The sequence below is a fragment of the Alitabrizicola rongguiensis genome (assembly GCF_021491355.1).
In the GTDB taxonomy this organism is placed as follows: Bacteria; Pseudomonadota; Alphaproteobacteria; order Rhodobacterales; family Rhodobacteraceae; genus Aliitabrizicola; species Aliitabrizicola rongguiensis.
In genome coordinates this window covers 421967-448520 of the sequence record NZ_JAKENF010000003.1, presented here as the reverse complement: position 1 = coordinate 448520, position 26554 = coordinate 421967, and the positions used below count along the sequence as shown (strand labels likewise).

26 protein-coding genes are annotated in these 26554 nt (G+C 65.8%); 11 read left to right on the top strand and 15 right to left on the bottom strand.

The genetic code is table 11. The annotated features are described in order from the left end of the window. Positions 1–11 precede the first annotated feature (11 nt). Positions 12–1175 (bottom strand): RsmB/NOP family class I SAM-dependent RNA methyltransferase, encoded by a 1164-nt coding sequence (locus tag L0V05_RS13675; RefSeq protein WP_234871364.1) that lies wholly within the window; start codon positions 1173–1175, stop codon positions 12–14. Between the two features lie 48 nt (positions 1176–1223). After that, positions 1224–1991 carry an SDR family NAD(P)-dependent oxidoreductase gene (locus L0V05_RS13670; protein WP_234871362.1) on the bottom strand — a complete coding sequence of 256 codons (768 nt, stop codon included), beginning with the start codon at positions 1989–1991 and terminating at the stop codon, positions 1224–1226. Between the two features lie 153 nt (positions 1992–2144). On the opposite strand from L0V05_RS13670, the gene L0V05_RS13665 reads away from it, so the two are divergent. Then, on the top strand, positions 2145–3077 hold the full coding sequence (locus tag L0V05_RS13665; protein ID WP_234871361.1) for a diacylglycerol/lipid kinase family protein: 933 nt from the start codon (positions 2145–2147) through the stop codon (positions 3075–3077). Further along, complete coding sequence (locus L0V05_RS13660; RefSeq protein WP_234871359.1) at positions 3074–3895, top strand: metallophosphoesterase family protein; 822 nt, start codon at positions 3074–3076, stop codon at positions 3893–3895. Before L0V05_RS13665 ends, L0V05_RS13660 begins: the two co-directional genes overlap by 4 nt. 70 nt (positions 3896–3965) lie before the next feature. On the opposite strand, the gene L0V05_RS13655 is transcribed toward L0V05_RS13660, so the two are convergent. Both L0V05_RS13655 and guaB read right to left on the bottom strand, forming a co-directional pair. Beyond that, positions 3966–4988 (bottom strand): GlxA family transcriptional regulator, encoded by a 1023-nt coding sequence (locus L0V05_RS13655; RefSeq protein WP_234871357.1) that lies wholly within the window; start codon positions 4986–4988, stop codon positions 3966–3968. A 113-nt stretch (positions 4989–5101) separates the two neighbouring features. Beyond that, positions 5102–6550, bottom strand: a complete 1449-nt coding sequence (guaB, locus tag L0V05_RS13650; RefSeq protein ID WP_234871355.1) for an IMP dehydrogenase — start codon at positions 6548–6550, stop codon at positions 5102–5104. A 151-nt stretch (positions 6551–6701) separates the two neighbouring features. Between guaB and L0V05_RS13645 the strand changes: the two genes are divergently transcribed. Next, the gene (locus L0V05_RS13645; protein WP_234871353.1) at positions 6702–7403 is read left to right on the top strand and encodes a type 1 glutamine amidotransferase; all 702 of its coding nucleotides are present in this window, start codon (positions 6702–6704) and stop codon (positions 7401–7403) included. Between the two features lie 71 nt (positions 7404–7474). Here the strand turns inward: L0V05_RS13645 and L0V05_RS13640 are convergent, their stop codons facing one another. The 3 genes from L0V05_RS13640 to L0V05_RS13630 form a co-directional block, all read right to left on the bottom strand. Beyond that, complete coding sequence (locus L0V05_RS13640; RefSeq protein ID WP_234871351.1) at positions 7475–8473, bottom strand: TDT family transporter; 999 nt, start codon at positions 8471–8473, stop codon at positions 7475–7477. 129 nt (positions 8474–8602) lie between these two features. Continuing rightward, on the bottom strand, positions 8603–9388 hold the full coding sequence (locus tag L0V05_RS13635; RefSeq protein WP_406565975.1) for a phytanoyl-CoA dioxygenase family protein: 786 nt from the start codon (positions 9386–9388) through the stop codon (positions 8603–8605). A 70-nt stretch (positions 9389–9458) separates the two neighbouring features. Next, positions 9459–9596, bottom strand: a complete 138-nt coding sequence (locus L0V05_RS13630; protein WP_234871348.1) for a hypothetical protein — start codon at positions 9594–9596, stop codon at positions 9459–9461. Positions 9597–9919: 323 nt separating this feature from the next. Here L0V05_RS13630 and cax point away from each other — a divergent pair, with 323 nt between their 5' ends. Next, on the top strand, positions 9920–11020 hold the full coding sequence (gene cax / locus L0V05_RS13625) for a calcium/proton exchanger (RefSeq protein ID WP_234871347.1): 1101 nt from the start codon (positions 9920–9922) through the stop codon (positions 11018–11020). Between the two features lie 24 nt (positions 11021–11044). Here the strand turns inward: cax and L0V05_RS13620 are convergent, their stop codons facing one another. The 5 genes from L0V05_RS13620 to L0V05_RS13600 all read right to left on the bottom strand — a co-directional run bounded on the left by L0V05_RS13620 (position 11045) and on the right by L0V05_RS13600 (position 17357). After that, positions 11045–12130 carry an ABC transporter ATP-binding protein gene (locus L0V05_RS13620; RefSeq protein WP_234871345.1) on the bottom strand — a complete coding sequence of 362 codons (1086 nt, stop codon included), beginning with the start codon at positions 12128–12130 and terminating at the stop codon, positions 11045–11047. Between the two features lie 24 nt (positions 12131–12154). Then, entirely contained in the window at positions 12155–13771 is a 1617-nt protein-coding gene (locus tag L0V05_RS13615) for an alpha-glucosidase (RefSeq protein ID WP_234871343.1), read from the bottom strand. Between the two features lie 12 nt (positions 13772–13783). Continuing rightward, positions 13784–14923, bottom strand: a complete 1140-nt coding sequence (locus L0V05_RS13610) for a carbohydrate ABC transporter permease (RefSeq protein ID WP_234871342.1) — start codon at positions 14921–14923, stop codon at positions 13784–13786. Then, complete coding sequence (locus L0V05_RS13605; RefSeq protein ID WP_234871340.1) at positions 14923–15927, bottom strand: carbohydrate ABC transporter permease; 1005 nt, start codon at positions 15925–15927, stop codon at positions 14923–14925. The genes L0V05_RS13610 and L0V05_RS13605 overlap by 1 nt, the downstream gene beginning before the upstream one ends. A gap of 83 nt (positions 15928–16010) precedes the next feature. After that, positions 16011–17357, bottom strand: a complete 1347-nt coding sequence (locus L0V05_RS13600) for an ABC transporter substrate-binding protein (protein WP_234871338.1) — start codon at positions 17355–17357, stop codon at positions 16011–16013. A 264-nt stretch (positions 17358–17621) separates the two neighbouring features. On the opposite strand from L0V05_RS13600, the gene L0V05_RS13595 reads away from it, so the two are divergent. The 3 genes from L0V05_RS13595 to L0V05_RS13585 are packed head-to-tail and all read left to right on the top strand — an operon-like array spanning position 17622 to position 20976. Further along, a complete protein-coding gene (locus tag L0V05_RS13595; protein ID WP_234871336.1) occupies positions 17622–18677 on the top strand; it encodes a LacI family DNA-binding transcriptional regulator in 1056 nt (351 codons plus the stop codon). Next, the gene (locus L0V05_RS13590) at positions 18674–19999 is read left to right on the top strand and encodes a GH1 family beta-glucosidase (protein WP_234871334.1); all 1326 of its coding nucleotides are present in this window, start codon (positions 18674–18676) and stop codon (positions 19997–19999) included. Before L0V05_RS13595 ends, L0V05_RS13590 begins: the two co-directional genes overlap by 4 nt. 14 nt (positions 20000–20013) lie before the next feature. After that, positions 20014–20976, top strand: a complete 963-nt coding sequence (locus L0V05_RS13585; RefSeq protein ID WP_234871332.1) for a glucokinase — start codon at positions 20014–20016, stop codon at positions 20974–20976. 6 nt (positions 20977–20982) lie between these two features. On the opposite strand, the gene L0V05_RS13580 is transcribed toward L0V05_RS13585, so the two are convergent. Beyond that, positions 20983–21483 (bottom strand): SRPBCC family protein, encoded by a 501-nt coding sequence (locus tag L0V05_RS13580; RefSeq protein ID WP_234871330.1) that lies wholly within the window; start codon positions 21481–21483, stop codon positions 20983–20985. A gap of 141 nt (positions 21484–21624) precedes the next feature. Here L0V05_RS13580 and L0V05_RS13575 point away from each other — a divergent pair, with 141 nt between their 5' ends. From L0V05_RS13575 to L0V05_RS13560, 4 genes are all read left to right on the top strand, one after another. Continuing rightward, on the top strand, positions 21625–22092 hold the full coding sequence (locus tag L0V05_RS13575; protein WP_234871328.1) for a transglycosylase SLT domain-containing protein: 468 nt from the start codon (positions 21625–21627) through the stop codon (positions 22090–22092). 47 nt (positions 22093–22139) lie between these two features. Beyond that, positions 22140–23036: a PfkB family carbohydrate kinase gene (locus tag L0V05_RS13570; protein WP_234871326.1), complete on the top strand. Its 897-nt coding sequence runs from the start codon at positions 22140–22142 to the stop codon at positions 23034–23036. Continuing rightward, the gene (locus tag L0V05_RS13565) at positions 23033–23962 is read left to right on the top strand and encodes a pseudouridine-5'-phosphate glycosidase (RefSeq protein WP_234871324.1); all 930 of its coding nucleotides are present in this window, start codon (positions 23033–23035) and stop codon (positions 23960–23962) included. The genes L0V05_RS13570 and L0V05_RS13565 overlap by 4 nt, the downstream gene beginning before the upstream one ends. Positions 23963–24038: 76 nt before the next feature. Beyond that, positions 24039–24746: a DUF502 domain-containing protein gene (locus tag L0V05_RS13560; RefSeq protein WP_319937859.1), complete on the top strand. Its 708-nt coding sequence runs from the start codon at positions 24039–24041 to the stop codon at positions 24744–24746. Here the strand turns inward: L0V05_RS13560 and L0V05_RS13555 are convergent. Both L0V05_RS13555 and L0V05_RS13550 read right to left on the bottom strand, forming a co-directional pair. Next, a complete protein-coding gene (locus L0V05_RS13555) occupies positions 24739–25773 on the bottom strand; it encodes a patatin-like phospholipase family protein (protein ID WP_234871323.1) in 1035 nt (344 codons plus the stop codon). The genes L0V05_RS13560 and L0V05_RS13555 overlap by 8 nt on opposite strands. Further along, a complete protein-coding gene (locus tag L0V05_RS13550; RefSeq protein ID WP_234871321.1) occupies positions 25773–26552 on the bottom strand; it encodes a 3-hydroxybutyrate dehydrogenase in 780 nt (259 codons plus the stop codon). Before L0V05_RS13550 ends, L0V05_RS13555 begins: the two co-directional genes overlap by 1 nt. Positions 26553–26554 lie beyond the last annotated feature (2 nt).

Genomic DNA, 26554 nt, shown 5'->3' with positions numbered 1-26554 from the left:
CTGAAGGAGAGTCAATTCCGGCCGAGGACTGCCAGATAGAATCCATCCCCTCCATCAAGGGGGGTCAGCCGTCGTTCCGCGGCGATGTACCAATCGGGGTGCCGCTGGAGGAAACGCTCCACCTGCCGGCCGTTTTCCTCGTCAATCATCGAACAGGTGGCATAGGCCAGGCTGCCGCCTTCTCCAACCAGCCCTGACGCCCTGTCAAGGATGGCAGCCTGACTCTCGAGCAGCTGCGCCAGCCGGGCTTCGGAGAAGGTCCATTTCGCTTCGGGCGCCCGTCGCCAACTGCCCGATCCCGAGCAGGGAACATCGGTGAGGACGAGGTCGAATGGCGCTTCGCGGTCCACGGCCTTGCCTTCAAGCAGCGCCACCTTCGCCTCGGCGCGCGCAGCGCGGTCAGGTAGGTCGCGCAGGCGGCGGGGGTCGATGTCATGCGCCCAGAGCCGCAGCCGCGCCCTTGCTGCCATCGCAAGGGTCTTGCCACCGCCGCCCGCGCAATAGTCGAGCACACGTTGGCCGTCCGCCAATGGCAACGCCTCGACCACAGCCTGCGAGGCGGCATCCTGCAACTCGACAAGACCAGAGGAGTAAGCCTGGGATGCCTGAATTTTTCTCGCGTTTTCCGCGACTTCAAGCGCAGTGCTCGCCAAGGGGTGCGGCAGGGCGACTATCCCCTCCTCCTTCAGCGCGGCGATTGCCTGGTCGCGGGCTGCACGGAGGCTGTTGACCCGCACGAAGACCGGCGCCCGGTGGCGGAGCGCCTCCATCACGGCGGGAAAGTCGCGCCCAAGACTGCGTTGCAGCAGCGGGGCCAGCCAGTCGGGGCAGTCCAACGCGGCCAGGCCGGTGGGCGAGGCAGGCACGCCTTGCTCGGCCTCGCTCAACGGAGCCGGCGCATGACCCGCGCCGTTGAAGATCGTCGCCGGATCGGCACCCGCAGCGCGGATTCCGCCAAGGATCAGGCCGCGCCCGGATTCGGACCCGCCAAGCGCGGCGAAGGAGCGGCGGCGGCGCAGTGCATCAAAGACCAGATCGCGAATGGCATGCCGGTCACCCGACCCGGCAAATCGGCTGGCGCGGGCCCAGTTCGTCAGCGTCTGTTCGGCCGGAGCGCCAGCAAGGACCCGGTCGAGAATCTCGATCGCGGCGGCGGCGCGGGCGGCAGGGGTCATTCAGTCCTCCGGCAATAGATGAAAAGATGCCCGCATCCCATTGCGATATCATCCATCTTTCATCTCCTGTATCGTGTTTCCGCCATCGACGACCAGCATCGTCCCATTCACATAGCTTGCACCTTCGCTGGCCAGGAAGGAGACGCAGGCCGCCACTTCGTCGGGCGTACCGGCGCGGCCGGGGGGCGTGGCGCGGGCGGCACGCGCTTCGTCCTCGGTCTGGGCCGAGGTCGCGATCCAGCCTGGTGCGACGGCGTTGACCGTGACGCCGCGGCCCCCAACCTCCAGCGCGAGGGTGCGGGTCAGCCCCATCATTCCGGCCTTCGCGGCGGCGTAGGCCGAGTTCCCGGCGATGGAGGTGACCGGTCCGGTGACCGAGGCCATCATCACCACCCGGCCCCAGCCCGCGGCGACCATCCCCGGCAGGACGGCCCGCGTCACCCTGACCGCCGTGCCAAGGCTCACGTCCAGGGTCGAAAACCATTCGGTCATCGGCTGGTCGACAAAGTCGGCCCAAGGGGCCGGCGCACCAAGCGATCCCATGCCGGCATTGTTGACGAGGATGTCTATCGCGCCGACCTCGGCTGCCAGACGGGCCACGTCCGCCTCTCGCGTCAGGTCGGCCACATGACCGCTCGCCGAATCTCCAACTGCATGAAGCTCGGCGACCCGGTCATGGATGCGCGCTGTGGTCGAGGCCAGCGCCACATGATGCCCCGCCTGCGCAAGCCAGCGTGCGCAGGCAAAACCGATCCCCTCGGCCGCGCCTGCCCCGGTTATCAGCACCCGACGGGCGCGAAAGGAAGATTCCTGCACGGATCGCTTCCCTGTTCTTGTCCGTTGCGGCCCATCCGCTCCGGTTCGCTGCCGGTTTAGCCGCCGCCCGAGGCGATTGTCCATGCGAAGCGCCTCGGTTGCCGCCCGGCGGATTCGCCCTAAGATCGACCGTGACCCCGGTTCGGAGCCCCGATGCCCCCCGCCCGCCCAATCGACCTTTCAGTCTCGCGCCTGTCGGTGGTGTTGAACGCCGCCTCGGGCCGCAAGGACGCGCTCGCCAAGGAACGGATCATCCGCGAGACGCTGGAGCCCGCTGTTGCCGGCTTCGCCGTCCATGCGGCACGCAAGGGCAGCGCCATTCTGGGTGCCGCGCAGGAAGCGGTTCGAGAAGGAGCCGATATCGTCGTGGCGCTTGGGGGCGACGGCACGCAGTCGGCCGTCGCCGGGATTCTGGCCGGCAGCGAGGCTGTCATGGCGGTGCTGCCCGGAGGAACCTTCAACTATTTTGCGCGCGGTCTCGGCGTCGGAGAAACACTCGAGGCGGCCCTCGACACGATCCTGACGGGACAGGTTGCGACCGTAGATCTTGGCGAAGTGAATGGCAGGCTTTTCCTGAACAATGCGAGTTTCGGCATCTACCCCGAAATCCTCGAACGGCGCGAAGCCATCTACCGGCGGTGGGGCCGGAGCCGGCTTGCCGCCTACTGGTCGGTGCTTCTGGCCTTGCGCGACCTGCGCGACCCGATGCACCTCGCCCTGACCGTCGCCGAGGAAACCCGCCACTTCCACACGCCGCTGGCCTTCGCGGCGCGCAGTCCCTATCAGCTCGAAGCGCTCGGACTCGATGGGGCAGAAGCGGTGCGAGACGGGCATTTCGCGCTGTTCCTTGCCAAGGGGAAGCGCCCAACCGAGCTGATGCTGGCCGCGATCCGGCTTGCCTTCGGCAGCGTGTCGCATGGGCAGGATTTCGATCTGGTCATCGCCGACGAACTGACCATCGACACGCGCCATCCTACACGCCTTGTTGCCTTCGATGGCGAGAAAGCCCGCCTGACCGGCCCCTTCCACCTGCGCATGCACCGCGACGCCCTTTCGGTGATCGTGCCGGCAGCGGAGACGGCATGACCCGGCTTGTTCATCTGACCGACCTCCATTTCGGGCTGGAGCGGGCCGATCTGATCGATCCGCTACGCGAGGCGCTGACTGTCTGCCTTCCCGATTTCGTCGCGGTTTCGGGCGACCTGACGCACCGGGCGCGGCATGGCCAGTTCCAGCGCGCCATGACGTTCCTGCATGGCCTCGGGCTGCCGTTCCTGGTCATTCCGGGCAACCATGACGTACCGCTCATCAACCTTGCGGCCCGGTTGTTCGCGCCGTTCCGCAGCTATCGCGCAGGTGCATCGCCTGATCTGGCTCCTTTTGCCGAGGTCGGCCCCCTGCGCCTTTACGGAACGAACACCGCAGATCCCTGGCGCTGGCGGCGCGGTCGCTTGCGGCGGGCAGAGATCGACCGAATCCTGCAGGCGGCCCGCACAAGCCCGCCCGAGGCCATCAACATCCTTGTCTGCCATCACCCGCTCGAGGAACCACCCGGCTTCGACCGGGGCGAGACGCGCGGGGCCCGCGCCGCCCTGCCCGCCCTGGCAGAAGCCGGCATCCGGATCGTCCTGTCCGGGCACCTGCACCATTGGTCGATCGGCCTCGGCATCGGCCTGGACCGGCCGCGCCCGCTGTTCCAGATGCAGTGCGGCACGGCGCTTTGCGCCCGCGCAGGCGAAAGTGACCATGGTTTCGCGGTGCTCGATGTCGAGGGGCCGCATTTGAGCGTGACGCCCTGGATCCATGCCCCGGCAACGAACGCCTTCGCGCCTCGCCCGGCGCAGGCTTTCACCTTTCGCGACGGGCTCTGGCATTCGGACACCAAAGCATCTCCAGCAGGGTGAACGATACCGGGGGGCATGACCCGCGCCGGCTTTGCGGTGATCCCAGAGCGGGACGCGATCGCATTGCCCTCTAGCGTGGCTTCGGCGCGGCATACCCCTGCTTGAGCTTCGTGGGTGCCGTGCCATACCGCGCCCGAAAGCTCTTCGAGAAATGCGCGACCGAGGCATAACCGCAGGCGACGGCAACCTCCTGCAGGGTCAGGTCGGTGGTGCTGAGAAGGTTGCGCCCCCTGTCGAGGCGAAGTCCGCGGTAGAAATGGCCGGGCGTCTGGCCAACGGCATTCATGAACAGACGTTCGAGATGCCGCCGGCAGTAGCCCGTGGCCGCCGCCAGTTCGTCCATCGGCAGCGGGTCCTCGATATGGCGGTTCATCAGCGTGATCGAGGCGATCAGCACCGGATTGCGCGAGGACATCAACGCAGCAAGCGAACTGCGCTGCTCGGGCTCCGCGCCCGACATCACCGTGCGCAGGCACATCTCCGACACCATCGCGGCGAAATCGGTGCCGTGGTCCGAGGCGATGATCGACAGCATCATGTCGGTCGAGGCCGCGCCGCCGCCGCAGGTCATCACCCGGCCGTCGGTCTCAAACCGGTTCAGGGTTGGAACAAGGTTGCGGAACGTCTCGACGAAACCCGGCTGGTTCTCCCAGTGGAGGGTAAAGTGTCCATCGCGAACGATCCCGGCCTTGGCCAGCGCGAAGGCCCCGGTGCAGATCCCGCCGACCGTGCCGCCGAAACGGTGGTGCCGCTGGACGGCCGAAACGACACCCGGAGCCGCCGCCGCCATGGGCGGATTGCCGGCGCAGATCAACAGGTGACTGTCCTTGTCGAGTTGGCCAAGCGCCCCGTCGACGGCGACCGCGATACCCGAGGAGCTGACCACTGGCGCGCCGTCCTCCGACACCACGCGCCAGCGGTAGAGCGGCGCCTGCGACAGCTGATTGGCGATGCGCAGCGGCTCCACTGCCGAGGCAAAGGCCAGCAGCGTGAAGCCCGGAACCAGGACGAACTGATAATCGCGGGTCGGACCAGGATTGGGCGCCGGGAAATAGGCGGCCCCGATCGGCACAACGGGCGAACTTTTGGTCAAGGCGTCCTCTCCACCGGCAATGAGGCCAGACCATTCCAGCGCTCCCTGCGGGATATGGTCAAGCGGCAACTCGGACACCGAGTTGCCTCTGCTCACCCCATCACGCGCAGGCGTCAGCCCAGCCGGTAGTTCGGGCTTTCCCGGGTGATCTGCACGTCATGGACATGGCTTTCCTTCAGCCCCGCCCCGGTGATCCGCACGAACTGGCAGTTGCGCCGCATCTCGGCGATGGTGGCGTTGCCGGTATAGCCCATTGCCGCCCTCAGACCCCCGACGAGCTGGTGGATCACAGCCGCCGCCGACCCCTTGTAAGGCACTTGCCCCTCGATCCCTTCCGGCACCAGCTTGTCGCTGGCGGCATCCTTCTGGAAATAGCGATCGGCCGAGCCGCGCGCCATCGCACCCAGGCTTCCCATGCCGCGGTAGGACTTGAAGCTGCGACCCTGGTAGAGGATCACCTCGCCCGGGCTTTCGTCGGTCCCCGCAATCGCCGATCCCACCATCGCGCAGGAGGCGCCGGCGGCGATCGCCTTGGCGAAGTCGCCGGAATACTTGATGCCGCCATCAGCGATGACCGGGATGTCGCCCGCCGCACCCGCCGCATCCATGATCGCCGTCAGCTGCGGCACGCCCACGCCCGCGACGATCCGCGTCGTGCAGATCGAACCCGGCCCGATCCCGACCTTGACCGCATCGGCCCCGGCAGCGATCAGCGCCCGCGTCGCCTCGGCGGTGGCGACGTTACCCGCCACCACCTGCACCGCATTCGACAGCGCCTTGATCCGTTCGACCGCCTTGGCCACGCCCTCGGAATGGCCATGCGCGGTGTCGATCACCACCATGTCCACGCCGGCGTCGATCAGCGCCTTCGACCGCTCGAACCCGGCATCGCCCACGGTCGAGGCGGCGGCCACGCGCAGCCGTCCCAGCTCATCCTTGCAGGCATGCGGGTTCAGCACCGATTTCTCGGTATCCTTCAGCGTCAGCAGGCCGGTCAGTTTCCCCTGCCCGTCGGTCACCAGAAGTTTCTCGATCCGACGCGCCTTCATCAGGTTGATCGCCTCTTCGCGGTCGACCGGCTCGCGCAGCATGGCGAGATCCTTCGAGGACATCATCACCCTGACCGGCGTGCGGTCGTCCGAGGCGAAACGCATGTCACGGTTGGTGACGATCCCGACGACCCGGCCAAGTTCATCGACCACGGGGAAACCGGTGACGTTGTAACGCTCCTGCAGGATCTTCGCATCGGCGAGCGTCTGGTCCGGGGTCAGAGTGATCGGCGCATAGACGATGCCGGATTCAAACCGCTTCACCCGCCGCACCTCGGCCGCCTGCTGTTCGGTGTTCAGGTTGCGGTGAATCACCCCGATCCCGCCCGCCTGCGCCATGGCGATGGCCATGCGCCCCTCGGTCACCGTGTCCATCGCGCTCGACAGAAGCGGAATGGTCATGCGGATCGACTTGGTGACGAAGGTCGAGGTATCTGCGTCCGAGGGCAGCACGCTCGAAGCGGCCGGAACCAGCAGTACGTCGTCGAAGGTGAGAGCCTCGCGAATCTCCATGAGAGCCTCCTTGGCATCAGGATGGGGAGTGTTCGTTTGGCGGTTCCCTGTTTCATGGGGACGCCCGGAAGGCAAGGGCGAAAACGGCCCCCCTTGCAGGTCTGGCCCCAAAGTGATGAGGATCACCGCCACATCTGCACAAGGTCTGCCCATGCGCGTCGCAATTGTCGAGAACACGAAGATCACCCATCACGGCCAGGTCGGCGTCGCCCTGCACGAGGCCGGCGCGCTGATCGAGCAGTTCCGGCCATGGTCCGACGGGCGCCTGCCCGACCCGGAGACGGGCGAGCATGACGCGCTGGTGGTCTTCGGCGGCGAGCAGTCGGCGATCGACGATCACATCCACCCCTACCTGCCCGAGCTCGCCCGCGTGATCCGCGCCTTCGGCGAGGCCGACCGGCCGGTGCTTGGCATCTGTCTCGGCAGCCAGCTGATGGCCCGGGCCTGGGGCGGCGAGAACCACCTTGCGATCGCCCGCGAATTCGGCTGGTGCGACGTCACGCTGACCGAGGACGGCCGCGCCGATCCGGTTCTGTCGGCCGCTCCCGCCGATTTCCCGATCTTCCAATGGCACAGCGACACCTTCACCCTGCCTCCGCAGGCAACGCTCCTTGCCACGGCCGACATCGCCCGCAACCAGGCCTTCCGCATCGGCCGCGCCAGCTACGCGACGCAGTTCCATTTCGAGGCGAACCGCGCCGTCGTCGCCGACTGGACCCGCGAGTTCCCGGACCTGACCGAGGCGCTGCATCCCGGCTGGGTCGCCGCCCATCCGCGTCTCGCAACCACGCGCGGGGCGTCCGCCGATGCGGCAGGCCTGGCCCTCGCCCGCGCCTGGGTGCGGCTCATCTGATTTCTCCTCGCGAAATACCCCGGGGGTGAGCCCCGGACCCGTCCGGGGCGAGGGGGCAGCGCCCCCTTACCTTACGCCTCGGCGGCGTTGGTCCGCGCCGCGAGGGAGCCCTTGGCCCAGTCCTGCAGGAGCCTCACGAGGATCGGCAGGATCACCATCGTCGCCGCGACCAGGACGGCCCCGCCGGCCAGCGACCCCGGCATCAGCCCCAGCACCAGCCGCGCGAAGGCCGCGAGCGGAAAGGTGAACGCGCCCCAAAGCGCGGTGAACCCCGCCGCCAGCAGCCATTTCAGCGAAACCACCAGCGCGAGAAGCAGCGTCACCGCCAGCGCGGCAAAGACCAGCGCCACCTGCGGCCAGCCGAGGCCAAGCGCCACCATGCCAAAGAGGCTCAGCGGCGCGAGGTGGATGGCCAGCAGCGGCCGCAGCGGCGCCGGGGGAACGCGGCGAACGATCTGCACGAGGCTGACCGCGCCGATCCCGGCAGCAAGCGGCAATGTCACCCAGAAGATCACCCGGGCCAGCGGTTCGAGCCCCAGCATCTGCGCCGCGACCGCCCCCAGGATCGGGCCGACGAAAGTCAGGTGCCAGACCGGCGTCACCTCGCGCTGTGCAGCCGTGGCCCTGGCAAGCGTACCGATGATCCACAGGGTGAGGGCGAGATGCAGGGCAAGGCCGCCGAAGAGAAGGCCCCGGGCCGCAGCGCCCGCATAGGGGCCAAGCACCATCGCGATCTGGTAGATCGTCATCATCAGCGCCGAGACCCCGGCCCGCCCCGGCAGGATCGTCAGATCCTCGGCCAGAACGCCCGGTCGGCGGGCAATCTTGGCGCAATAAGCAAGGACCGCGAACAGCCACAGCAGCGTCATCGCGCCAAGGAACATCTCCGCAAGTCCGTCGGGAAGGCCGAACATCCAGCCGCTCTGCCGCCAGACGAGGCCAAGACCGAGCGCGCCGAGGATCGGCGGAAAGATCGCCGGAGGCACCCGGCGGAAAAGCCCGGGCTTGGGCTTGGGCGCAAGCGGCGGAGGGGGTGGAAAATAGCGGCGCGGTGGGGTCGGTTCGGTCATCGGTCGGGTCTCCGGCCCCGCTTGTCTCATGCGGCAGGTAAAGCGACAACTGCCTGCGCGCTCGCCGTGACACGGGGCCGCGGCAGAAGCGGCGAAGGGGGCTCGATGCCCCTGCCGACGCTTCCGCCTTCACAGAAGCATCGGGAACCAGTCCTCGCGCAGCCGCTGTCCGGCCGCCATCCCGTGCCCCGGATAGGGCGGCGAGGTGCGGCCCGGCCGATCGACATAGCGCGCATCGTCGCCCAAGAGGCGCAGCGAAAAGGCCCGGCGGCGGGTCGTCGCCTCATTCCCGCGCGCCCCGTGCAGGGTACGATAGTCGAAGGCCACCGCATCGCCCGGCTCCATCTGCCATTCAAGCACGGTCATCCCCTCGGCATCCGGATCAGGGACGGGCATGTACTTGTCCGGGTCGGGATAGAAGGACGTATCCGACAGCCAGCGCTTCGGCAGCACCTCCTTCGGCCAGCGATGAGATCCGGCGACACAGCGCAGCGAGGCCTCGCGCACCGGGTCGACCGGCGACCAGAAGCTCACCGTCTGCTTTCCCTCGACGAAGTAATAGGGTCCGTCCTGGTGCCAGGGCGTCGGCTTCGAGGTGCCCGGCTCCTTCACCAGCACATGATCGTGGAACATCTGCACATGATCGGACCGCATGAGTTTCGCAGCGACAGAAGCCGCCTCGCTTTCGCGGATGACGCGCTGGAACTCTGGGATCCGCTCCCAGTTGCAGTAATCGTCAAAGAAGCGCCCCGGCTCGCCGGGCTTGAGGTTTTCCGCCGCATACGGTCCGGGCTCGGCCATGTTGCGCTCGATGCCCGCTCGGATCACGTCGACCCAATCGGCCCAGAGCCCCTTGATCAGCACGACCCCGTCGCGCTGATAGGCTTCGACCATCTCTTCCGTCACCTGAACCATGGACAGGGCCCTCCTTTCGGCCAACCCTGCCGCGAAGCCGTGCCCTTGCCAAGCCCCCGGACGGCGGTCGTCAGTCCTTCCGGCTGCGCGACTTGCCTTGCGAGGCATTGAGCCGGTCCGAAGTGCTGGCCACGACGACCACCGGCTTCGGCTTTTCCTTCTTCGGCTTCTTGGCTTCCCTGTTCGAACGTAACTGACCCTTGGCCATTTCCTGTTCCCGCGCCGGCTGATCCGGGCGGGGCCATGGGGCCGGGCCGGACAGGACGCACCGGCCTGCGGCGATGCACATCATCGCCGCGCGTGGTTCCTGCAGCCGGTCTGCGCTCCCGGGCCGGACCTGTCAATCGCGAAACGGGTCCGTGGTGATGTCGCCTTGCCCGCCCGCTGGTCCCACCTCCTGGACGGTTACAGTAACCTTCCAGGTGAAGGCGCAAGACAGAGCTTGACCCCCGAACCGCAAGGTAGTCGGCTGTGCGCACGGGGGAGCGGTCGTCTCGGAAGCATTCCGCCGGCCCAGGGGGCCCGTCCATCATGTCGATACTTCTGCGGGAACTGCGTGCGACGCCGTTGTTTGCACTGCTGATCTTCGTTCCGATCCTCTTTGCCGTCGAACATCTTCGTCCGGCCAGCGCGACGCTCCTGTTCGTGCTGTCGGTGCTGGCGATCGTCCCGCTTGCGGCGCTGCTCAGCCGCTCGACCGAGACCGTGGCGGAGCGGATCGGCGATGCGGCGGGGGGCCTGCTGAACGCCACGCTTGGCAACCTGACTGAACTGGTGATCTCGCTGGCGGCGCTGCGGGCCGGGGAATACGTGCTGGTCAAGGCCTCGATCGCCGGTGCGATCACGACGAATGCCCTGTTCATGCTGGGGGGAAGCCTGCTTCTGGGCGGGCTCAAGCACCATGTACAGGAATTCAACAAGGGCGGCGCACGGCTGCAAGCGGGCCTGCTCTTTCTGTCGGTCATCGCCCTTCTCGTGCCATCGATCATCGCCCGCTCCGAAGGGGCAGCGGGCTTTGCCCAATCGCTCAGCCTCGGGCTGGCGGTCCTGCTGATCTTGACCTACGGGCTGGGAATGCTGTTCTCGCTGGTGACCCATTCGAGCGAATTCGCCGGCGCAAGCCATGAGACGCCAGCGGAAGAGGCCGGCGCGCACGAAGGCTGGTCTGTGCGGACGAGCCTCATCCTGCTGGCCGTGGCGACGCTGCTCGTCGCGCTGGTGTCCGAGGTCTTCGTCGGCTCAGTCCAGGAAGCGGCGGTGACGCTCGGTCTGACTCCGGCCTTCGTCGGCTTCATCGTCGTGGGTCTTGTGGGGGGCGCGGCCGAGATGGGATCGGCCTTCTCCGCCGCGCGCAAGGACCGGCTGGACCTTTCGGTCGGGATCGCGCTCGGAAGTGCGGCCCAGATCGCGCTGTTTGTCGCGCCGGTGCTGGTCCTTCTCTCCTATGTCATCGGCCCGCAACCGATGAGCCTGGATTTCTGGCCGGGCGCCGTGGTTATGATGCTGATCGCGTCGCTCACGGCAATCCTGACGACCCAGGCCGGCCGGTCGGCCTGGTTCTTGGGCGTCATGCTCCTTGCGGTCTATCTGGTCTTCGCGATGACCTTCTTCCTGATGCCCCCGGCGGTCTGACCGCCGGTTCAACGGGTCCCGGTTTCAACGATAGAGCAGCGAGCGCCCGTTGGCGAAGAGATGCACCTTCTTCGGATCGGTGCCGAGCTTCACCGTCTTGCGGCGCAGTTCCGAATGGATGCCCGGCAGCTTGGCAATCACCTGCGCCGCGTCACCCTGTCGCTTGAAGTAGAGGATCGTCACCTCGCCAAGCGCCTCAGTGATCTCGACCTCGCCGGTGAAGACAGCCTCGCCGTCAGTTGCCAGAAGGTCTTCGGGCCGGACACCCACCTTGACCTTGAGCCCCATGTCGGCAGCCTTCGTGGGGATGGTGGCACGCGCGATCCCGCCATTGTCGAGCTTGACCACGGTCATCGCGCCGGTCTCGACGATCTCGCCGGGCAGAAGGTTCATCGACGGGCTGCCGATGAACTGGGCGACGAACTCGTTCTCGGGCCGCTCGTACAACTCCAGCGGCGTGCCGACCTGGGCAATGCCGCCGCCGGCAAGCACGACGATGCGGGACGCCAGCGTCATCGCCTCGACCTGGTCATGGGTGACGTAGATCATCGTCGAGTTGGGCATCGCCTCCTTCAACTGCGCGATCTCGATCCGTGTCGCGACCCGCAAAGCGGCGTCAAGGTTCGAGAGCGGTTCGTCGAAGAGATAGACCTTCGGATCGCGCACAATGGCCCGTCCGATGGCGACCCGTTGGCGCTGGCCGCCCGACAGCGCCTTGGGCAGGCGGTCGAGATAGGGGGTCAGTTGCAGGATGCGCGCGGCTTTGTCGATCGCCTTGTCGATCTCGGCCTGCGATTTCTTCGCGATCTTCAGCGCGAAGGCCATGTTGTCGCGCACCGTCATGTGCGGGTACAGCGCGTAGGACTGGAACACCATGGCGATACCGCGCTGCGCCGGAGGCACGTCGTTCATCCGGTCGCCGTCGATGGTGAAATCGCCGCCGGTGATCTTTTCCAGCCCGGCGATCATGCGCAGAAGCGTCGACTTTCCGCAGCCCGAGGGGCCGACAAAGACGATGAGTTCGCCCGTCTTGATGTCGAGGTTGATGTCCTTGAGGACCTTCACCTCGCCATAGGCTTTCTCCACGTCCTTCAGCAGCAGGTTGGCCATCGTCCGTCCCCTCCCCCTTGTCGCTCAGGCCCGTTCGGCCAGGGCATAGCCCCAGGCGCCGAGCATCGTCTTGTTGCCGTCGACCGCTGCGCAGCCGATTTCCATTCCGATGCTGCGCCAGGTTCCCTCAGGCAGGTGGACAGTCTTCGGAGCGTCGCCAAGGTTGAAAGCGCAGAAGATCGTCGCGGTCCCTTCGCTGCGGGTGAAGGTCGCAAGATCGCCGTCAACCGTCACCGCCGACATGTCTCCGGTCTTCAGCACCGGATGCAGCCTGCGGAAGGCAAGCGCGCGGCGATAGTGTTCGATCATCGAGGCGGGGTCGCCCGCCTGTGCGTTCACCGCAAGGCGCAGATGTTCGGCCGGAACCGGAAGCCAGGCTTTCTCAGCCGCCGAGAAGCCGCCAAGACGGTTGTCCATGTCCCATACCATCGGCGTGCGGCAGCCATCGCGGCCCTTGAACTCGGGCCAGAACTCGATGCCGTAGGGGTCCTGCAGATCCTCGAAGGCGACCTCGGCCTCGGGCAGGCCCAGCTCCTCGCCCTGGTAAAGGCAGACCGAGCCGCGCAGGGACAGGAGCATCACGATATAGGCGCGCATCCCTGCATCCGAGAGGTGCCAGCGCGTCGGCGTGCGCACGACGTCGTGGTTCGAGGTCGACCAGCAGGGCCAGGCATCGGGCGCGGCCTTGGCCAGCCGGTCGAAGGTCTGGCCCAGCACGGCAGCCGTGACCCGGCCGGGCTGCAACAGTTCGAACGGGTAGCACATCTGCACCTTGTCGCCGCCCGAGGTGTATTCCGCCATGATCTCGAGCCCGCGCTGCGAGTCGCCCACCTCGCCCACTGCCGCCGCGCCATAGGGCACGAGTTCCTTGCGGAAGCGCCTAAGGAATTCGAGGTTCTCGGGCTGGTTCTTGTCGAATAGGTGAAGCTGGTGGTTGTAGGGGTTGACCGCCGGCGCAGTCTGGTCGTTGCGCTGCTCTTTCGGCAGGGAAGGATTGTCGCGCAAGTACTTGTCACAGAAGTAGAAATTGATCGTGTCAAGGCGGAAACCATCGACCCCGCGCTTAAGCCAGAAGCGCTCGACATCCAGAAGCGCCTCCTGCACCGCCGGCTCGTGGAAGTTGAGGTCGGGCTGCGAGGTCAGGAAATTGTGCAGGTAGTACTGCTCGCGCCGCGCATCCCATTGCCAGGCCGACCCACCGAAGATCGACAGCCAGTTGTTCGGCGGCGTGCCGTCGGGCTTGGGTTCCGCCCAGACATACCAGTTCGCCTTTGGGTTCGTCCGGTTCTGGCGGCTTTCCTTGAACCAGGGATGCTGGTCCGAGGTATGCGACAGCACGAGGTCGATCATCACCTTGAGACCCAACTCATGAGCACGCTCGACCACCCGGTCGAAATCCTTGAGGGTCCCGAACATCGGATCGACGTCGCAATAGTCGCTCACGTCATAGCCGAAGTCCTTCATCGGACTGGTGAAGAACGGGCTCAGCCAGATCGCGTCGGCCCCGAGGCTGGCGATGTGCGGCAGGCGTTCGGCGATACCCGCGAGGTCGCCGATGCCGTCGCCGTTGCTGTCCTGGAAGCTGCGCGGATAGATCTGATAGATCACCGCGCCGCGCCACCAATCGGGGTCTTTCGTCATCATTGTTTCCGTTTACTTGACCGAGCCGGCCAGAAGGCCGCGCACGAGGAACCGCTGAAGCGAGAAGAACACGATCAGCGGCACGAGGATCGACACGAAGGCCGAGGTTGCAAGGATCTCCCAGTCGCCGCCCCGGCTGCCCATCAGGTTCACGAGGTTGGCCGTCAGCACCTGCTGGTCATTGCCGGTGCCCAGGAACACCAGCGCCACCAGAAGGTCGTTCCAGGTCCAAAGGAACTGGAAGATCGCAAAGCTTGCCAGCGCCGGAAAGGACAGCGGCAGGATGATCTTGGTGAAGATCTGGAACTCGGTCGCCCCATCCACCCGCGCATTCTCGATGATGTCGCGCGGCAGGCCGACCATGTAGTTGCGCAGAAGGTAGATGGCGAGCGGCAGGCCAAAGCCGGTATGGGCCAGCCAGATGCCGAGGTAGCCCTTCCCGATCCCGATCCAGTTATGGAACTGAAGAAGCGGGCTCAGCGCCAGTTGCAGCGGCACGACAAGAAGCGCCACAACCGCCGCCACCAGAAGCGCCCGACCGGGGAACTCCATCCAGGCCAGCGCATAGGCAGCGAAGGCGGCGATCAGGATCGGGATGATCGTGGCGGGGATCGCCACCGTGGCCGTGTTGAGGAAGGCCTGGCCGATGCTCTGCCCCGCGAGCGGGCTGAAGATGACGTTGGAATAGTTGTTCAGCGTGAATTCTGGCGGAGCCGAGGCTGTGGTGAAGATCCGCGGCAGGCGCATGTCGGCGGTCGATGTCGGCGAGGTCAGCGTGAAGGTGCCATCCTCTTTCACGCTCAGCGTCACCCCGTCGTTCAACTCAGCCGTCGCGCCTGCCTCGTAGGCCGTCGGCTCTTTCGAACTGGTGCCCCAGGCGCTTACGGTCGTGCCGCCCTTCGGAAAGAGGGTGCCGTCGATCACGAAGAGACCGTCTTTCTGCGTCTCGGTGCCTTCCACCCGGATCGGTGGGAGCTGGCGCTCCTGCGTGGACAGCGCCCGCCACCAGCCGCTCGTGGAAATCTGGTCGGTGGTGCGGAAGGACGACACGAACAGGCCGAAGGTCGGCAGCACCCAGAGGAGCACGAGAAGGATCGTCGAGATCTGGACAGCCCAGCTGAGACCCGATTTCTGACCGGCGATGTTTTCCATCAGCGCATCTCCTTCCGGGCGTTGTGGACGTTCCACACCAGGATCGGCGTCACCAGAAGCATGATGATCATCGCCGCCGCCGAGCCCACGCCCACGTCGAAGGCGCGGAAGAACTTGTCGTACATGTAGTTTGCCAGAACCTGCGTCTCCCACTGGCCGTTGGTCATGGCCAGCACGATGTCGAAGACCTTGAGCACGGTGATGGTGATCGTGGTCCAGACGACGACGATGGTCGGCATGATCTGCGGGACCTTTATCTTGAAGAAGATCTGGAACGGTCCTGCCCCGTCGAGGATCGCCGCCTCGATGGTTTCTTCCGGAATGCCGCGCAGGGCGGCCGACAGGATCACCATGGCGAAGCCTGCCTGGATCCAGACCAGCACCACCATCAGGAACAGGTTGTTCCAGAACGGGATCTGCAGCCATTGCTGCGGATCATTGCCGGTCATCCAGACATAGACCGCGTTCAGGATGCCGATCTGCTCCTGCCCCGCCGGGCGCGAGTCATAGATCAGCTTCCAGATCACCGAGGCACCGACAAAGCTGATCGCCATCGGCATGAAGATCATCGACTTGGCGAAGTTGCCCCATTTCAGCCGGTCGGTCAGTTGCGCGGCCAGAAGTCCGAAGGCGGTGGCCATCGCCGGAACGACGATCAGCCACAGCATGTTGTTGCGCATGGATTCCCAGAATTTGCCCTCGGTCATCATCTGGCGGTAATTGTCGAGGCCGACGAACTGCTTGGTCGCGCCGACATCCTTGTGGAGCGACAGCCAGAAGGTCGCGAAGACCGGATAGGCAAGGTAGAGGCCAAGCGCGATCATCGCTGGCAACAGGAACAGCCAGGGCCGGATCATGTTAGCGCGGTTGATGTTCCGCCCGGCATTCGGCCCACGCGGCGGATACAGGACCTTGTCGAGGAAGAGGTTCGACAGCCAGAAGTAGAGAACGCATCCGCCGACGCCGATGGCTACGGTCAGAACTGCCTGGATCGCGGGATTCATCCGCCCCTCCCCCTGATAAGGCGCAAACCTTCGGTGTCGGGACCGGCCCCTTGCGGACCGGTCCCGCCGACGTTGTCAGCCGATCATTTCGGCCAGGAGGCTTCGATCGTGTTGGCGACGTCCTGCGCGGACTTGCCGCCCACGAAATCGACCATGCCGGTCCAGAAGGTGCCCGCGCCCACCGCGCCCGGCATCAGGTCGGATCCATCGAACCGGAAGGTGTCGGCAGAGAGCAGGATCTCGCCCATCTTCTTCATCGTCGGATCGGCGTAAAGTTCGGCATTGGCGCCCTTGTAGGGCGACAGGAAGCTCTTCTGCGCCATCCAGACTTCATGCGCGATCGGGGTCTCCAGCCAGTCGATGAAGGCACGCGAAGCCGCGCCGTCCTTGGTGATGAAGGCGAGCGTGCCCGCGCCAAGCACCGGCTTGCCGAGGTCCTTGCCGGCATAGGCCGGGAAGTAGAAGAAGTCGGCATCGACGCCCATCTTGGTGCCTTCGGGGAAGAAGGACGGAATGAACGAAGCCTGGCGGTGCATGTAGCACTGGGGCGGCGAGGTGAAGAGTCCCTTCGGGCTGTCGCGGAAGTCGGTCGAGGCGACGGCTTTCGATCCACCGGCGACGAACGTGTCGTTCTTGGCGAACCAGCCGAATTCGTCGATCGCACCGACCACGGCAGGGTCATTGAACGGGATGCCGTGGCTTGTCCACTGGTCATAGGTATCGGGGCTCTGCGTGCGCAGCATCAGGTCCTCGACCCAGTCGGTCGCGGGCCAGCCGGTGGCCCCGCCCGAGCCAAGGCCGATGCACCAGGGCGTACCGCCATCGGCGACGATCTGCTCGGTCAGCGCCTTGAGGTCCTCCATCGTCTGCGGCACTTCGTAGCCAGCATCCTCGAAGTTGTCAGGCGAGTACCAGACCAGCGACTTCACATCGATCTTGTAGGGGAAGGCGAAAAGCTGCGGCGTGCCATCCGCGCCCTTGTAGGTGCCAAGTTTGACCCAGCTTTCGCCCGCGGCGTAATTCTCTTTCAGCCAGTCGGCCGTCTCTTGTCCGAGCGGCGTCACGAGACCCTTCGCGGCAAGGTCAGCGATCAGGCCGGGTTGCGGCAGGATGGCAATGTCGGGCGGGCTGCCCGCCTGGGTGTCGATGACGATCTGCTGTTCGTAGTTTTCGGACGAGGAGTAGTTGACCGTCGCACCGGTCGCCGCTTCGAAATAGGCCAGCATGTTGTCGACCAGCACCTGATCCTCACCGCGCCAGGGCCCGAAGATCGTCAGCGTCTGCCCCTTAAGATCGTGGGCGGCCTTGAAGTCGTCGAAGCTCTTCCAGTTGAAGGCGCCTTCGCCGACCGGAAAGATCATGTCGCGGGCATCGGCGGCTCCGGCGGCAAGCGCAAGCGCGGCGGCGCCTGCCAGATATTTCACATACATCGGTATCCTCCCAACAGCGCCCGGCATGTGGCCGGGCGTCCAAACTCCCTTGCGGCAGAATCGTTCAAACCGCTTTGGACGCCGCACATTGGCGCAGGTCAGTCTCCAAGTCAATTCGCAGCTGGTTCGCCGATCGGACATCCGGGCTCGCGCGCTGCGGAATGCCTTGTGCTGCATATGCAAAATGCACCTTTCGCTTTGACGCATCGAAAACCCTTGGCTATGGTCGAATGCGACTGAAACCGTTTTGGACGCGCGGCAAGAATGAACCTCAAGGAACTGGCCACGAAACTCGGCCTTTCGCCGACGACGGTCAGTCGCGCCCTCAACGGCTATCCGGAGGTGAACGAGGAAACGCGCGCCCGCGTCCTCGCCGCAGCCAAGCGCCACAACTACCGCCCGAACACCCGCGCCATCCGCCTTGCGACAGGCCGCGCCATGGCGATCGGTCATGTCGTTCCGGTGTCGTCCAAACACGAGATGGTCAACCCGGTTTTCGCGGACTTCATCGCCGGCGCGGGCGAGACCTATCTTCGCTACGGCTACGACATGGTCCTTACGATCGCCCCCGACGAGGGCGAGGACCGCGTGTATCGCGACATGCGCTCGCGAGGGATCGTCGATGGCGTCATCGTCCACGGACCACGCCAGCGCGACCCCCGTATCCCCCTCTTGCGCGAGATCGGCATTCCCTTCGTCGTCCATGGCCGCTCGACCGGCACGGACGAGCCCTATTCCTGGCTCGACGTGAACAACCGGCGCGCCTTCCAGCGGGCGACCGAGTTCCTGCTCGATCTGGGTCACCGGCGGTTGGCGCTGATAAACGGCCTCGAGTTCATGGATTTCGCCATCCGCCGCCGCACCGGCTACCTGGATGCGCTGGCGTCGCGCGGGATTATGCAGGATCCGGCGCTGATGTTTTCCGACGAGATGACCGAGTTCAATGGCTACCGCGCCGCGCGCGCCATGCTCGCCCTGCCCGATCCGCCAACGGCTTTTCTTGTCTCGATGATGATCCCGGGCCTCGGCGTCCGTCGCGCGGTCGAGGAGATGGGGCTGAAGGTCGGGCGCGATGTCTCCATCATCATCCATGACGACGAACTGAGCTATTTCAGCAATGGCGAGGACGTCCCGATCTATACCGCAACCCGGTCGTCGGTTCGCGAGGCTGGGCGTCAAGCGGCCGAAATGCTGATCCAGATCATCTCCAACCCCGAGACCGGTCCGTTGGAGCGCCTGCTGGAAGCGGACCTGATCATCGGTCAGTCGACCGGGCCCGCCCCCCGGCGCGACCGTGCCGCAGAAAGGCAAGGGCCATGAAGATCACTCGCACCGATTTTCCCGAGGACTTCCTGTTCGGGGCCGCGACAGCCGCGTACCAGATCGAGGGCAGCGGTTTCGGGGGCTGCGGCCCCTGCCATTGGGACACATTCGCGGCAACGCCAGGCAACGTGGTCAGGGCCGAGGACGGCGCGGTCGCCTGCGACCACTACCACCTGTGGGAAGACGACCTGGACCTGCTGACGCAGGGTAATTTCGATGCCTACCGTTTCTCCACCTCCTGGGCACGGGTGCTGCCCGAGGGGCGCGGTCCTGTGAATGCCGAAGGGCTGGATTTCTACGACCGGCTCGTGGACGGCATCCTCGAACGCGGGCTGAAGCCGTTCCAGACGCTCTATCACTGGGAAATGCCCTCGGCGCTTGCCGATCTTGGCGGCTGGACCAACCGTGACGTCGCGCACTGGTTTGCCGATTTCGCCGAGATCATCACCCGCCGCATCGGCGACCGGGTCGCCGCCATTGCCACGATCAACGAACCCTGGTGCGTCGCGTGGCTGTCGCACTTCCTCGGCCATCATGCGCCGGGTCTGCGGGACATTCGCGCGGCCGCCCGTGCCATGCACCATGTCCTGCTCGGCCATGGGGCGGCAGTCGAGAGGTTGCGCGGGATGGGCCAGCCGAACCTTGGCATCGTCCTGAACTTCGACCATTGCACGCCGGCCTCCGACAACGCGGCCGACATGCTCGCCTCGGCCACGCAGGACGCGATCTTCAACCGTTGGTTCATCGAGGGGATCACGAAGGGCACCTACCCCGACGAGGCGCTGGCGGGTCTCGCCCCCCATATGCCCGTCGGCTGGGAAGAGGACATGGTCCGCATCAGCCAGCCGCTCGACTGGCTGGGGGTGAACTACTACACACGCCACATCCACGCCTTCGCCCCCGACACACCCTGGCCCTCGACCCGAGATGTGGTTGGGCCGCTGCCCAAGACGCAGATGGGCTGGGAGATCTATCCCGAGGGCCTTTACGGTTTCCTGACCCGCATGGCGCGCGACTATGTCGGCGACCTGCCGATCTACGTGACTGAAAACGGCATGGCCAATGCCGACGAAGTCATCAACGGCGCGGTCAACGACCATGTGCGCGAGGATTTCCTGTTCGCGCATCTTCGCGCGACCGAACGCGCGATCGCCGACGGGGCCAATGTGAAGGGCTTCTTCTACTGGTCGCTGCTCGACAATTACGAATGGGCCTTTGGATACGAGAAGCGGTTCGGTATCGTCCATGTGGATTTCGAAACCTTGCAGCGCACCCCCAAGGCATCCTATCACGCCCTTGCCCGCGCCCTTTCGCGCTGACACCGGAGCACCCAATGGCCAAAGCCCCCCTCTGCCTCGTGGCCGATATCGGCGGAACCAACACCCGCGTTGCGCTCAGCGACGGCACCGTGGTGCGCGAGGACAGCGTGCGCAAATACCGCAACGCCGAGCATGACGGGCTGGAAAGCGTGATCCGCAGCTATCTTGCCGAGGAGGGCGTCGAACGCGTGGACGGCGTCTGCGCCTGCGCGGCGGGGCCGGTCAAGGATGGCGTGGCAACGCTGACCAATCTCGACTGGACGATCGACATCGAGACGCTGCGCCGTGCCACCGGGGCGCGCTTCTCCGCCCTTCTGAACGATCTTCAGGCGCCGGGCCATGCCTTGGGCCACATCGCCCATGAACGGCTGATCCCGGTGATCGACGGCCCACGCCAGAGCGGGGCCAGCATGCTGGTCGTCAATGTCGGCACCGGCTTCAATGCGGCCCCGGTTCACGAAAGCGAATATGGCCGGGTCGTGCCCGCCTCGGAATGCGGACATATCAACATGCCGGTCCGCGACGAAGCCGACCTGCGGCTCGCGCGCTTTGTCGAGAAGGCCCATGGCTTCCCCGGCGTCGAGGATGTGATGTCGGGCCGCGGGGTCGAGCGGCTCCACGCCTTCGTCACCAGCGAAGCCGGCGCCCCGGTGACCTGGACCACGTCGCAGATCATCCCGGCCATCGACAGCGGCACCGATGCGCTTGCGACCGAGACGGCGCGAATCTTCTGCCGGCTGCTGGGAACCGAGACGGGCAATCTCGCCCTGATCCACCTGCCCTTCGGCGGCATCTACCTTGTCGGCGGCATCGCCCGCGCCTTTGCCCGCCACTACGGTCCTTGCGGCTTTGCCGAGGCCTTCCGCGACAAGGGCCGCTTCGCCGAGTTCATGGAGCAGTTCTCGGTCGTGGTGCTGGACGACGATTTCGCACCGCTCACCGGCTGCGCGGTTCATCTTGCCCACCTGATGCGCTGAGGCGGCTCAGCCGGCCAGGCGGCGGAACCAGCCCTTGCCGCCCGGCGGTTCGGGCGCGTCGGGAGACGGCGCGCCTACGGATTGACCGAGACGCGCAAAGAACTCGTCTGCAAGACGATGCGCCACGCCCGACACGATCCGACCGCTGATCTGCGACAGCCGCCCCTCGACTGCGCCGTCGATCTCGTAACCGAGCCGCGTGCCGCCGGGGATGGGCGTCAGAGTCACCCGCGCCCCGCCCCGCACCAGCCCTGCCGCGCCGCCTTTGCCTTCGCCAGTGATGTGAAGCGAATGCGGCGGGTCCATATCGGTCACGATGATGCGGCCCGACAGATGAACGCGAATGCCGGCCAGCCTGAACCCCACCACAGCATCATAGCCTGCCTCGGGCGACCCGGTGACGCTTTCGCAACCGGGCATGCAGGCCTGCAGAACGGCAGGGGTCAGAAGCGCGCTCCACAGCACTTCCGGCGGGGCGCCGATGTCGCGTTCGTAAGTGACTTGCATCTCGGCTTTCCCCGGCCAGCCCCTGATGCAGACTAGGCACTTGGCAAAGTTCCGCGCAAGGCCGCGCTGCGCCCGCACCCTATGCTTTCGCGCAACGTCCGGCATGACTATGACGAAAGCGTGAGACCGAGGGAGCAGCCCGTGAACAACCTCATCCGTCGTGGAGCCCTGGCGGTTCTTCTGGCCCTGCCGCTTACGGCCTGTGCGTCGAAGGAAACGGCCCAGGTCAGCCGCAACCCGCAATATCCGGCCCTGACGCCGGAACTTGCCCAGCAGATCGAGAAATACGCCGACGCGTACGATGTCCCGGTCTCGCTGGTCCACCGAATCGTGATCCGCGAAAGCAAGTACAACCCGACAGCGCGCAACGGCACCTACATGGGCCTGATGCAGATCGACCCGCGCACCGCGAGGACGATGGGCTATCAGGGCAGCCCCCAGGGCCTGCTCGACGCCGAAACCAACCTGAAATACGGGGTCAAGTACCTGCGCGGCGCCTGGCTCGTGTCCGACGGGGACCAGGACGAGGCGGTCAGCTGGTATGCGCGCGGCTATTACTACGAGGCCAAGCGCAAGGGCCTTCTGGAAGAGACCGGCCTGCGCAGCTGAGCCGCCTTCCCGCTTGCGGCGCGTGACTGCTCCGATATGAACGGGGCATGACTCACGCGCCCGACATCCTCTGCATCGGTTCCGTCCTTTGGGACATTATCGGCCGCTCGCCCACCTCGATGCGGCTCGGCTCCGACGTTCCGGGGCGCATCACGCGATTGCCGGGTGGTGTTGCCCTGAACATCGCGATGACGCTGCGCCGCTTCGGCCTTCGCCCCGCGCTCCTGTCGGTGGTCGGTCAGGATGCAGAGGGCGCGGAACTGGTGGCGAGCCTCGATCTGATGGGCCTTGTCACCGAACATCTCTATCGCTCCGTCGACCTGCCGACCGACCGTTACATGGCGGTAGAGGGCGCGAACGGGCTGGTGGCCGCCATCGCCGATGCCCATTCGCTGGAAGCCGCGGGCGAGCGCATCCTCGCCCCCCTGCAGGATGGGCGACTTGGCCATCTGCTGACACCCTGGTCGGGACCGATCGCTCTGGATGGCAACCTGACTGCGGCACTTCTGGCAGAGATCGCCGCCTCGCCGCTTTTCGCGGCGGCCGATCTGCGCGTGGCGCCGGCCAGCCCCGGCAAGGCCGAACGTCTGCTGCCGCTGCTCGGCCACCCGCGCGCGACGCTCTACGTCAATCTCGAAGAGGCTGGCATCCTGTGCCAGACCCGCTTCGGCGGCGCCGAAGAGGCTGCGGCAGGATTGCTGGCCAGGGGTGCGAACCGCGTGCTGGTCACTGACGGTGGGCGGGCCTGCGCCGATGGCAAGGCAGGCGAACCCGTGCTTGCAGACAGCCCGCCAAGCGTGCTGGTGACGCGCGTGACTGGCGCAGGCGACACTTTCATGGCGGCGCATCTCGTCGCTGAACGCCGCGGCGCCGACCGCGCCGCTGCCCTTGGTGCCGCGTTGCGCGCCGCAGCCGACTACGTATCGGGAGATATCGGATCATGACCGCACCGTTGACCTTCTCGCCGGAAGTGGCCGAGGCCCGCGCCAGCGGCGCGCCCATCGTCGCTTTGGAATCCACCATCATCACCCATGGGATGCCCTTCCCGCAGAACGTCGAGACCGCAATCAAGGTCGAGGCCGCAGTGCGCGAGGCAGGAGCCGTCCCGGCGACCATCGCCGTGATGGGCGGGCGCATCCATGTCGGGCTTTCCGCCGAGGAACTCGACCGGCTCGGTCAGGCGAAGGACGTGATGAAGCTGAGCCGCGCCGACATGGCCGCCTGCCTTGTCGGTGGCCGCACCGGCGCCACGACCGTGGCGGCCACGATGATCGCCGCGCATCTGGCCGGGATCGAGGTCTTCGCCACCGGCGGTATCGGCGGCGTCCATCGCGGGGCCGAGACGAGCTTCGACATCTCGGCCGACCTGCAGGAACTGGCGGCAACACCCGTGACGGTGGTCGCGGCGGGGGCGAAGGCGATCCTCGACCTGCCGAAGACGCTCGAGGTCCTGGAGACGCTCGGCGTCCCGGTCATCGCCGTGGGTCAGGACGACCTGCCCGCCTTCTGGTCACGCGCCTCGGGCCTGAAGGCCCCGTTGCGCATGGACGACCCGGCCGACATCGCCGCGTCCCATGTGATGCGTGCCCGCCTTGGCCTGCCTGGCGGCCAACTCATCGCCAACCCGATCCCCGCCACGGACGAGATCCCGCGCGAGGTCATCATGCCTGTCGTCGAACAGGCCCTTGCCGAGGCGGCACGCGGCGGGATCTCGGCCAAGGCTGTGACCCCCTTCCTGCTCGACAGGCTCTTCACCCTGACCGGGGGACAGTCCTTGCAGGCCAACATCGCGCTCGTCCTGAACAACGCCCGTCTCGCGGCCCGGATTGCCGCCGGGATCGCCCGGACGCGCGCGCAGGAAAGTCATTGACGCGGCGCAGCAAATTCGTTGTCCTGCACCGCCGGGCTGCTAGCATGACCGGCGAACCGAGGCGGAGAGCAGACCGGTGAGCGAAGACCAGACTCATCGCAAGAAGGGCCTGATGGCCAGACTGCGATCAAGCTTTCTGACCGGACTCGCGGTCGTCATCCCGATCGTGCTGACGCTTTACCTGACATGGACGGCGATCGGCTGGATCGACAGCTGGGTGCTGCCAGTCATCCCCTACAGTTATCAGCCAGAAACGCTGGTGAAGGACTATTTCGGCCCCGACACCTTCGTGCCGATCCGCGGAGTCGGCGTGATCGGCTTCCTGATCTTCACCGTGCTGGTCGGCTGGATCGCCAAGGGCGTGATCGGCCGTTCGGTGATACAGCCGGCAGAACGGCTGGTCGGGCGGATGCCGATCATCCGCTCGATCTATGGCGGGCTGAAGCAGTTCTCCGAAACCGTGTTCTCGCAATCCGGGACCAGCTTCGAGCGCGCCTGCCTCGTCCCCTTCCCGCAGGCGGGTAGCTGGGCGATTGGCTTCATCTCCACCCCGGCCAGGGGCGAGATCGCGGCGAAGCTGCCCGATGGCGATGACATCCTCAGCGTCTTCATTGCCACCGGTTTCGTGCCGCCGACCGGTTTTCTGATCTACGTGCCCGCCCGCGACGTGATCATGCTCGACATGACCACCGAGGACGCGGCCAAGCTCCAGATTTCGGTCGGCCTGGTCTATCCGCAGAAGGATGACGGACCGGATCGGCTCCCTCCGCCCGGCATCAGCTGATCAGCTCGCGCAGATTGACGCTGCTTTCGCGGCCGATCTTCGCCTTGTGTTCGCGCAGGAATTTCGTGGCCGCGGCCCGGCCCGCCTCCTTCAGCTTGAACAGAAGGTAGGGTGTCGGCGTCAGCTTGGTCGAAGGCGACAGATCGTTCATCACCGTGTCGTCCGAGATCAGGTGGATCTTCACATCCTTCATCGCGCCGCGCGGCACCTTGCCCTGGTCGAGCAGTTCGACCACGAAGCGCACTGCCCGGAGCTGTGCCAGAAGCGAGGCGTTGAAGCTCACCTCGTTGATGCGGTTCTGGATATCGAGTGCGGTCGTCGGCAATTCGTCCCGCCAGAGCGGGTTGATCGAGACGATGACGATATCGTCGGGCAGGCTCGGCTTGTAGAGCGGGAAAAGCGCCGGATTGCCGCTGAAGCCTCCGTCCCAATAGGCCTCTGTCCTGCCGGTCGTCTTGTCTTCGATCTCGACCGCGCGAAACACGGTCGGCAGGCAGGCCGATGCAAGGATCGCATCGGTCGTGATCTCTTCCCCCTCGAACACCCGGACCTTGCCCGAGCGCACATTGGTGGCCGAGATGAACAGCTCTGGTCCCTGGCTGGAGCAGACCCGATCGTAATGCAGCCGGCGCACGACGCGTTCCAACGGATTGGCCCAGAACGGCCCGTAGCTGTAAGGCGAGACCACCTGCGCTGCGATGCCCTGCGGCGAGAAGGGTACCGCACTTTCCAACGCATCGCCGACCGCGGCAGCAAAGGGGATCAGGGGCGCGATCCAGGCATTCAGGCGAAAGTCGTGAACTGCACCCACTTGCGCCCAGAGCCAGTCGAGATTGGCCTTTGCCTCCTCGCGTCCGCCGGCAAGCAGCCCGGCCTTCAGCGCCGCACCGTTCAGCGCCCCGGCAGAGCAGCCGGAGATGCCCGCGATCTCGATCTCGCCATCCTCAAGAAGCCGGTCCAGCACGCCCCAGGTGAAGGCGCCGTGCGCCCCACCTCCCTGGAGCGCAAGGTTGATCTTCAACGCCATCAGAGCGCGGTCCAGCCACCATCGACGCTGATCGTCGTGCCGGTCACCTGTTCGGCATATTTCGAGCAGAGCCACACGACCGTGCCGCCCAGCTGCTCGACGGTCGCAAATTCCTTGGACGGCTGGCGTTCGAGCATGACCTTCTTGATCACCGTCTCGCGGTCCATGTTGTATTCCTTCATGGTCGCGGGGATTTGCGCCTCGACGAGGGGCGTGAGGACATAGCCGGGGCAGATCGCGTTGCAGGTGATCGGCTCCTGCGCGGTTTCCAGCGCCGTGACCTTCGTCAGCCCGACCAGCCCGTGCTTGGCCGCAACATAGGCCGACTTGAACGGCGACGCGGTCAGGCCATGGGCCGAGGCGATGTTGACCACCCGGCCCCAGCCCGCCTTGCGCATCATCGGCAGGGCCACGGCGGTTGTGTGGAAGGCCGAGGAGAGGTTGATCGCGAGGATCGCGTTCCATTTCTCGGTCGGGAAGTCCGGGATGGGCGCCACGAACTGGATGCCGGCGTTATTCACCAGGATGTCGCAGGCACCCGCCTTTTCGATCAGGGCGCGGCAGTCCTCGGGCTTCGACATGTCGGCCGCGATATAGCGGGCCTTCACGCCATAGTCCTGTGCCAGCTTCTCGGCCAGCGCATGATCCTCGTCCCGGTCGGTAAAGGAGTTCAGGACGACATCTGCCCCGGACTTCGCCAATTCCTCGGCCACGCCCAGCCCGATGCCGGAATTGGACCCGGTGACGATCGCGGTCTTGCCGCCAAGTTCAACCTTCATGA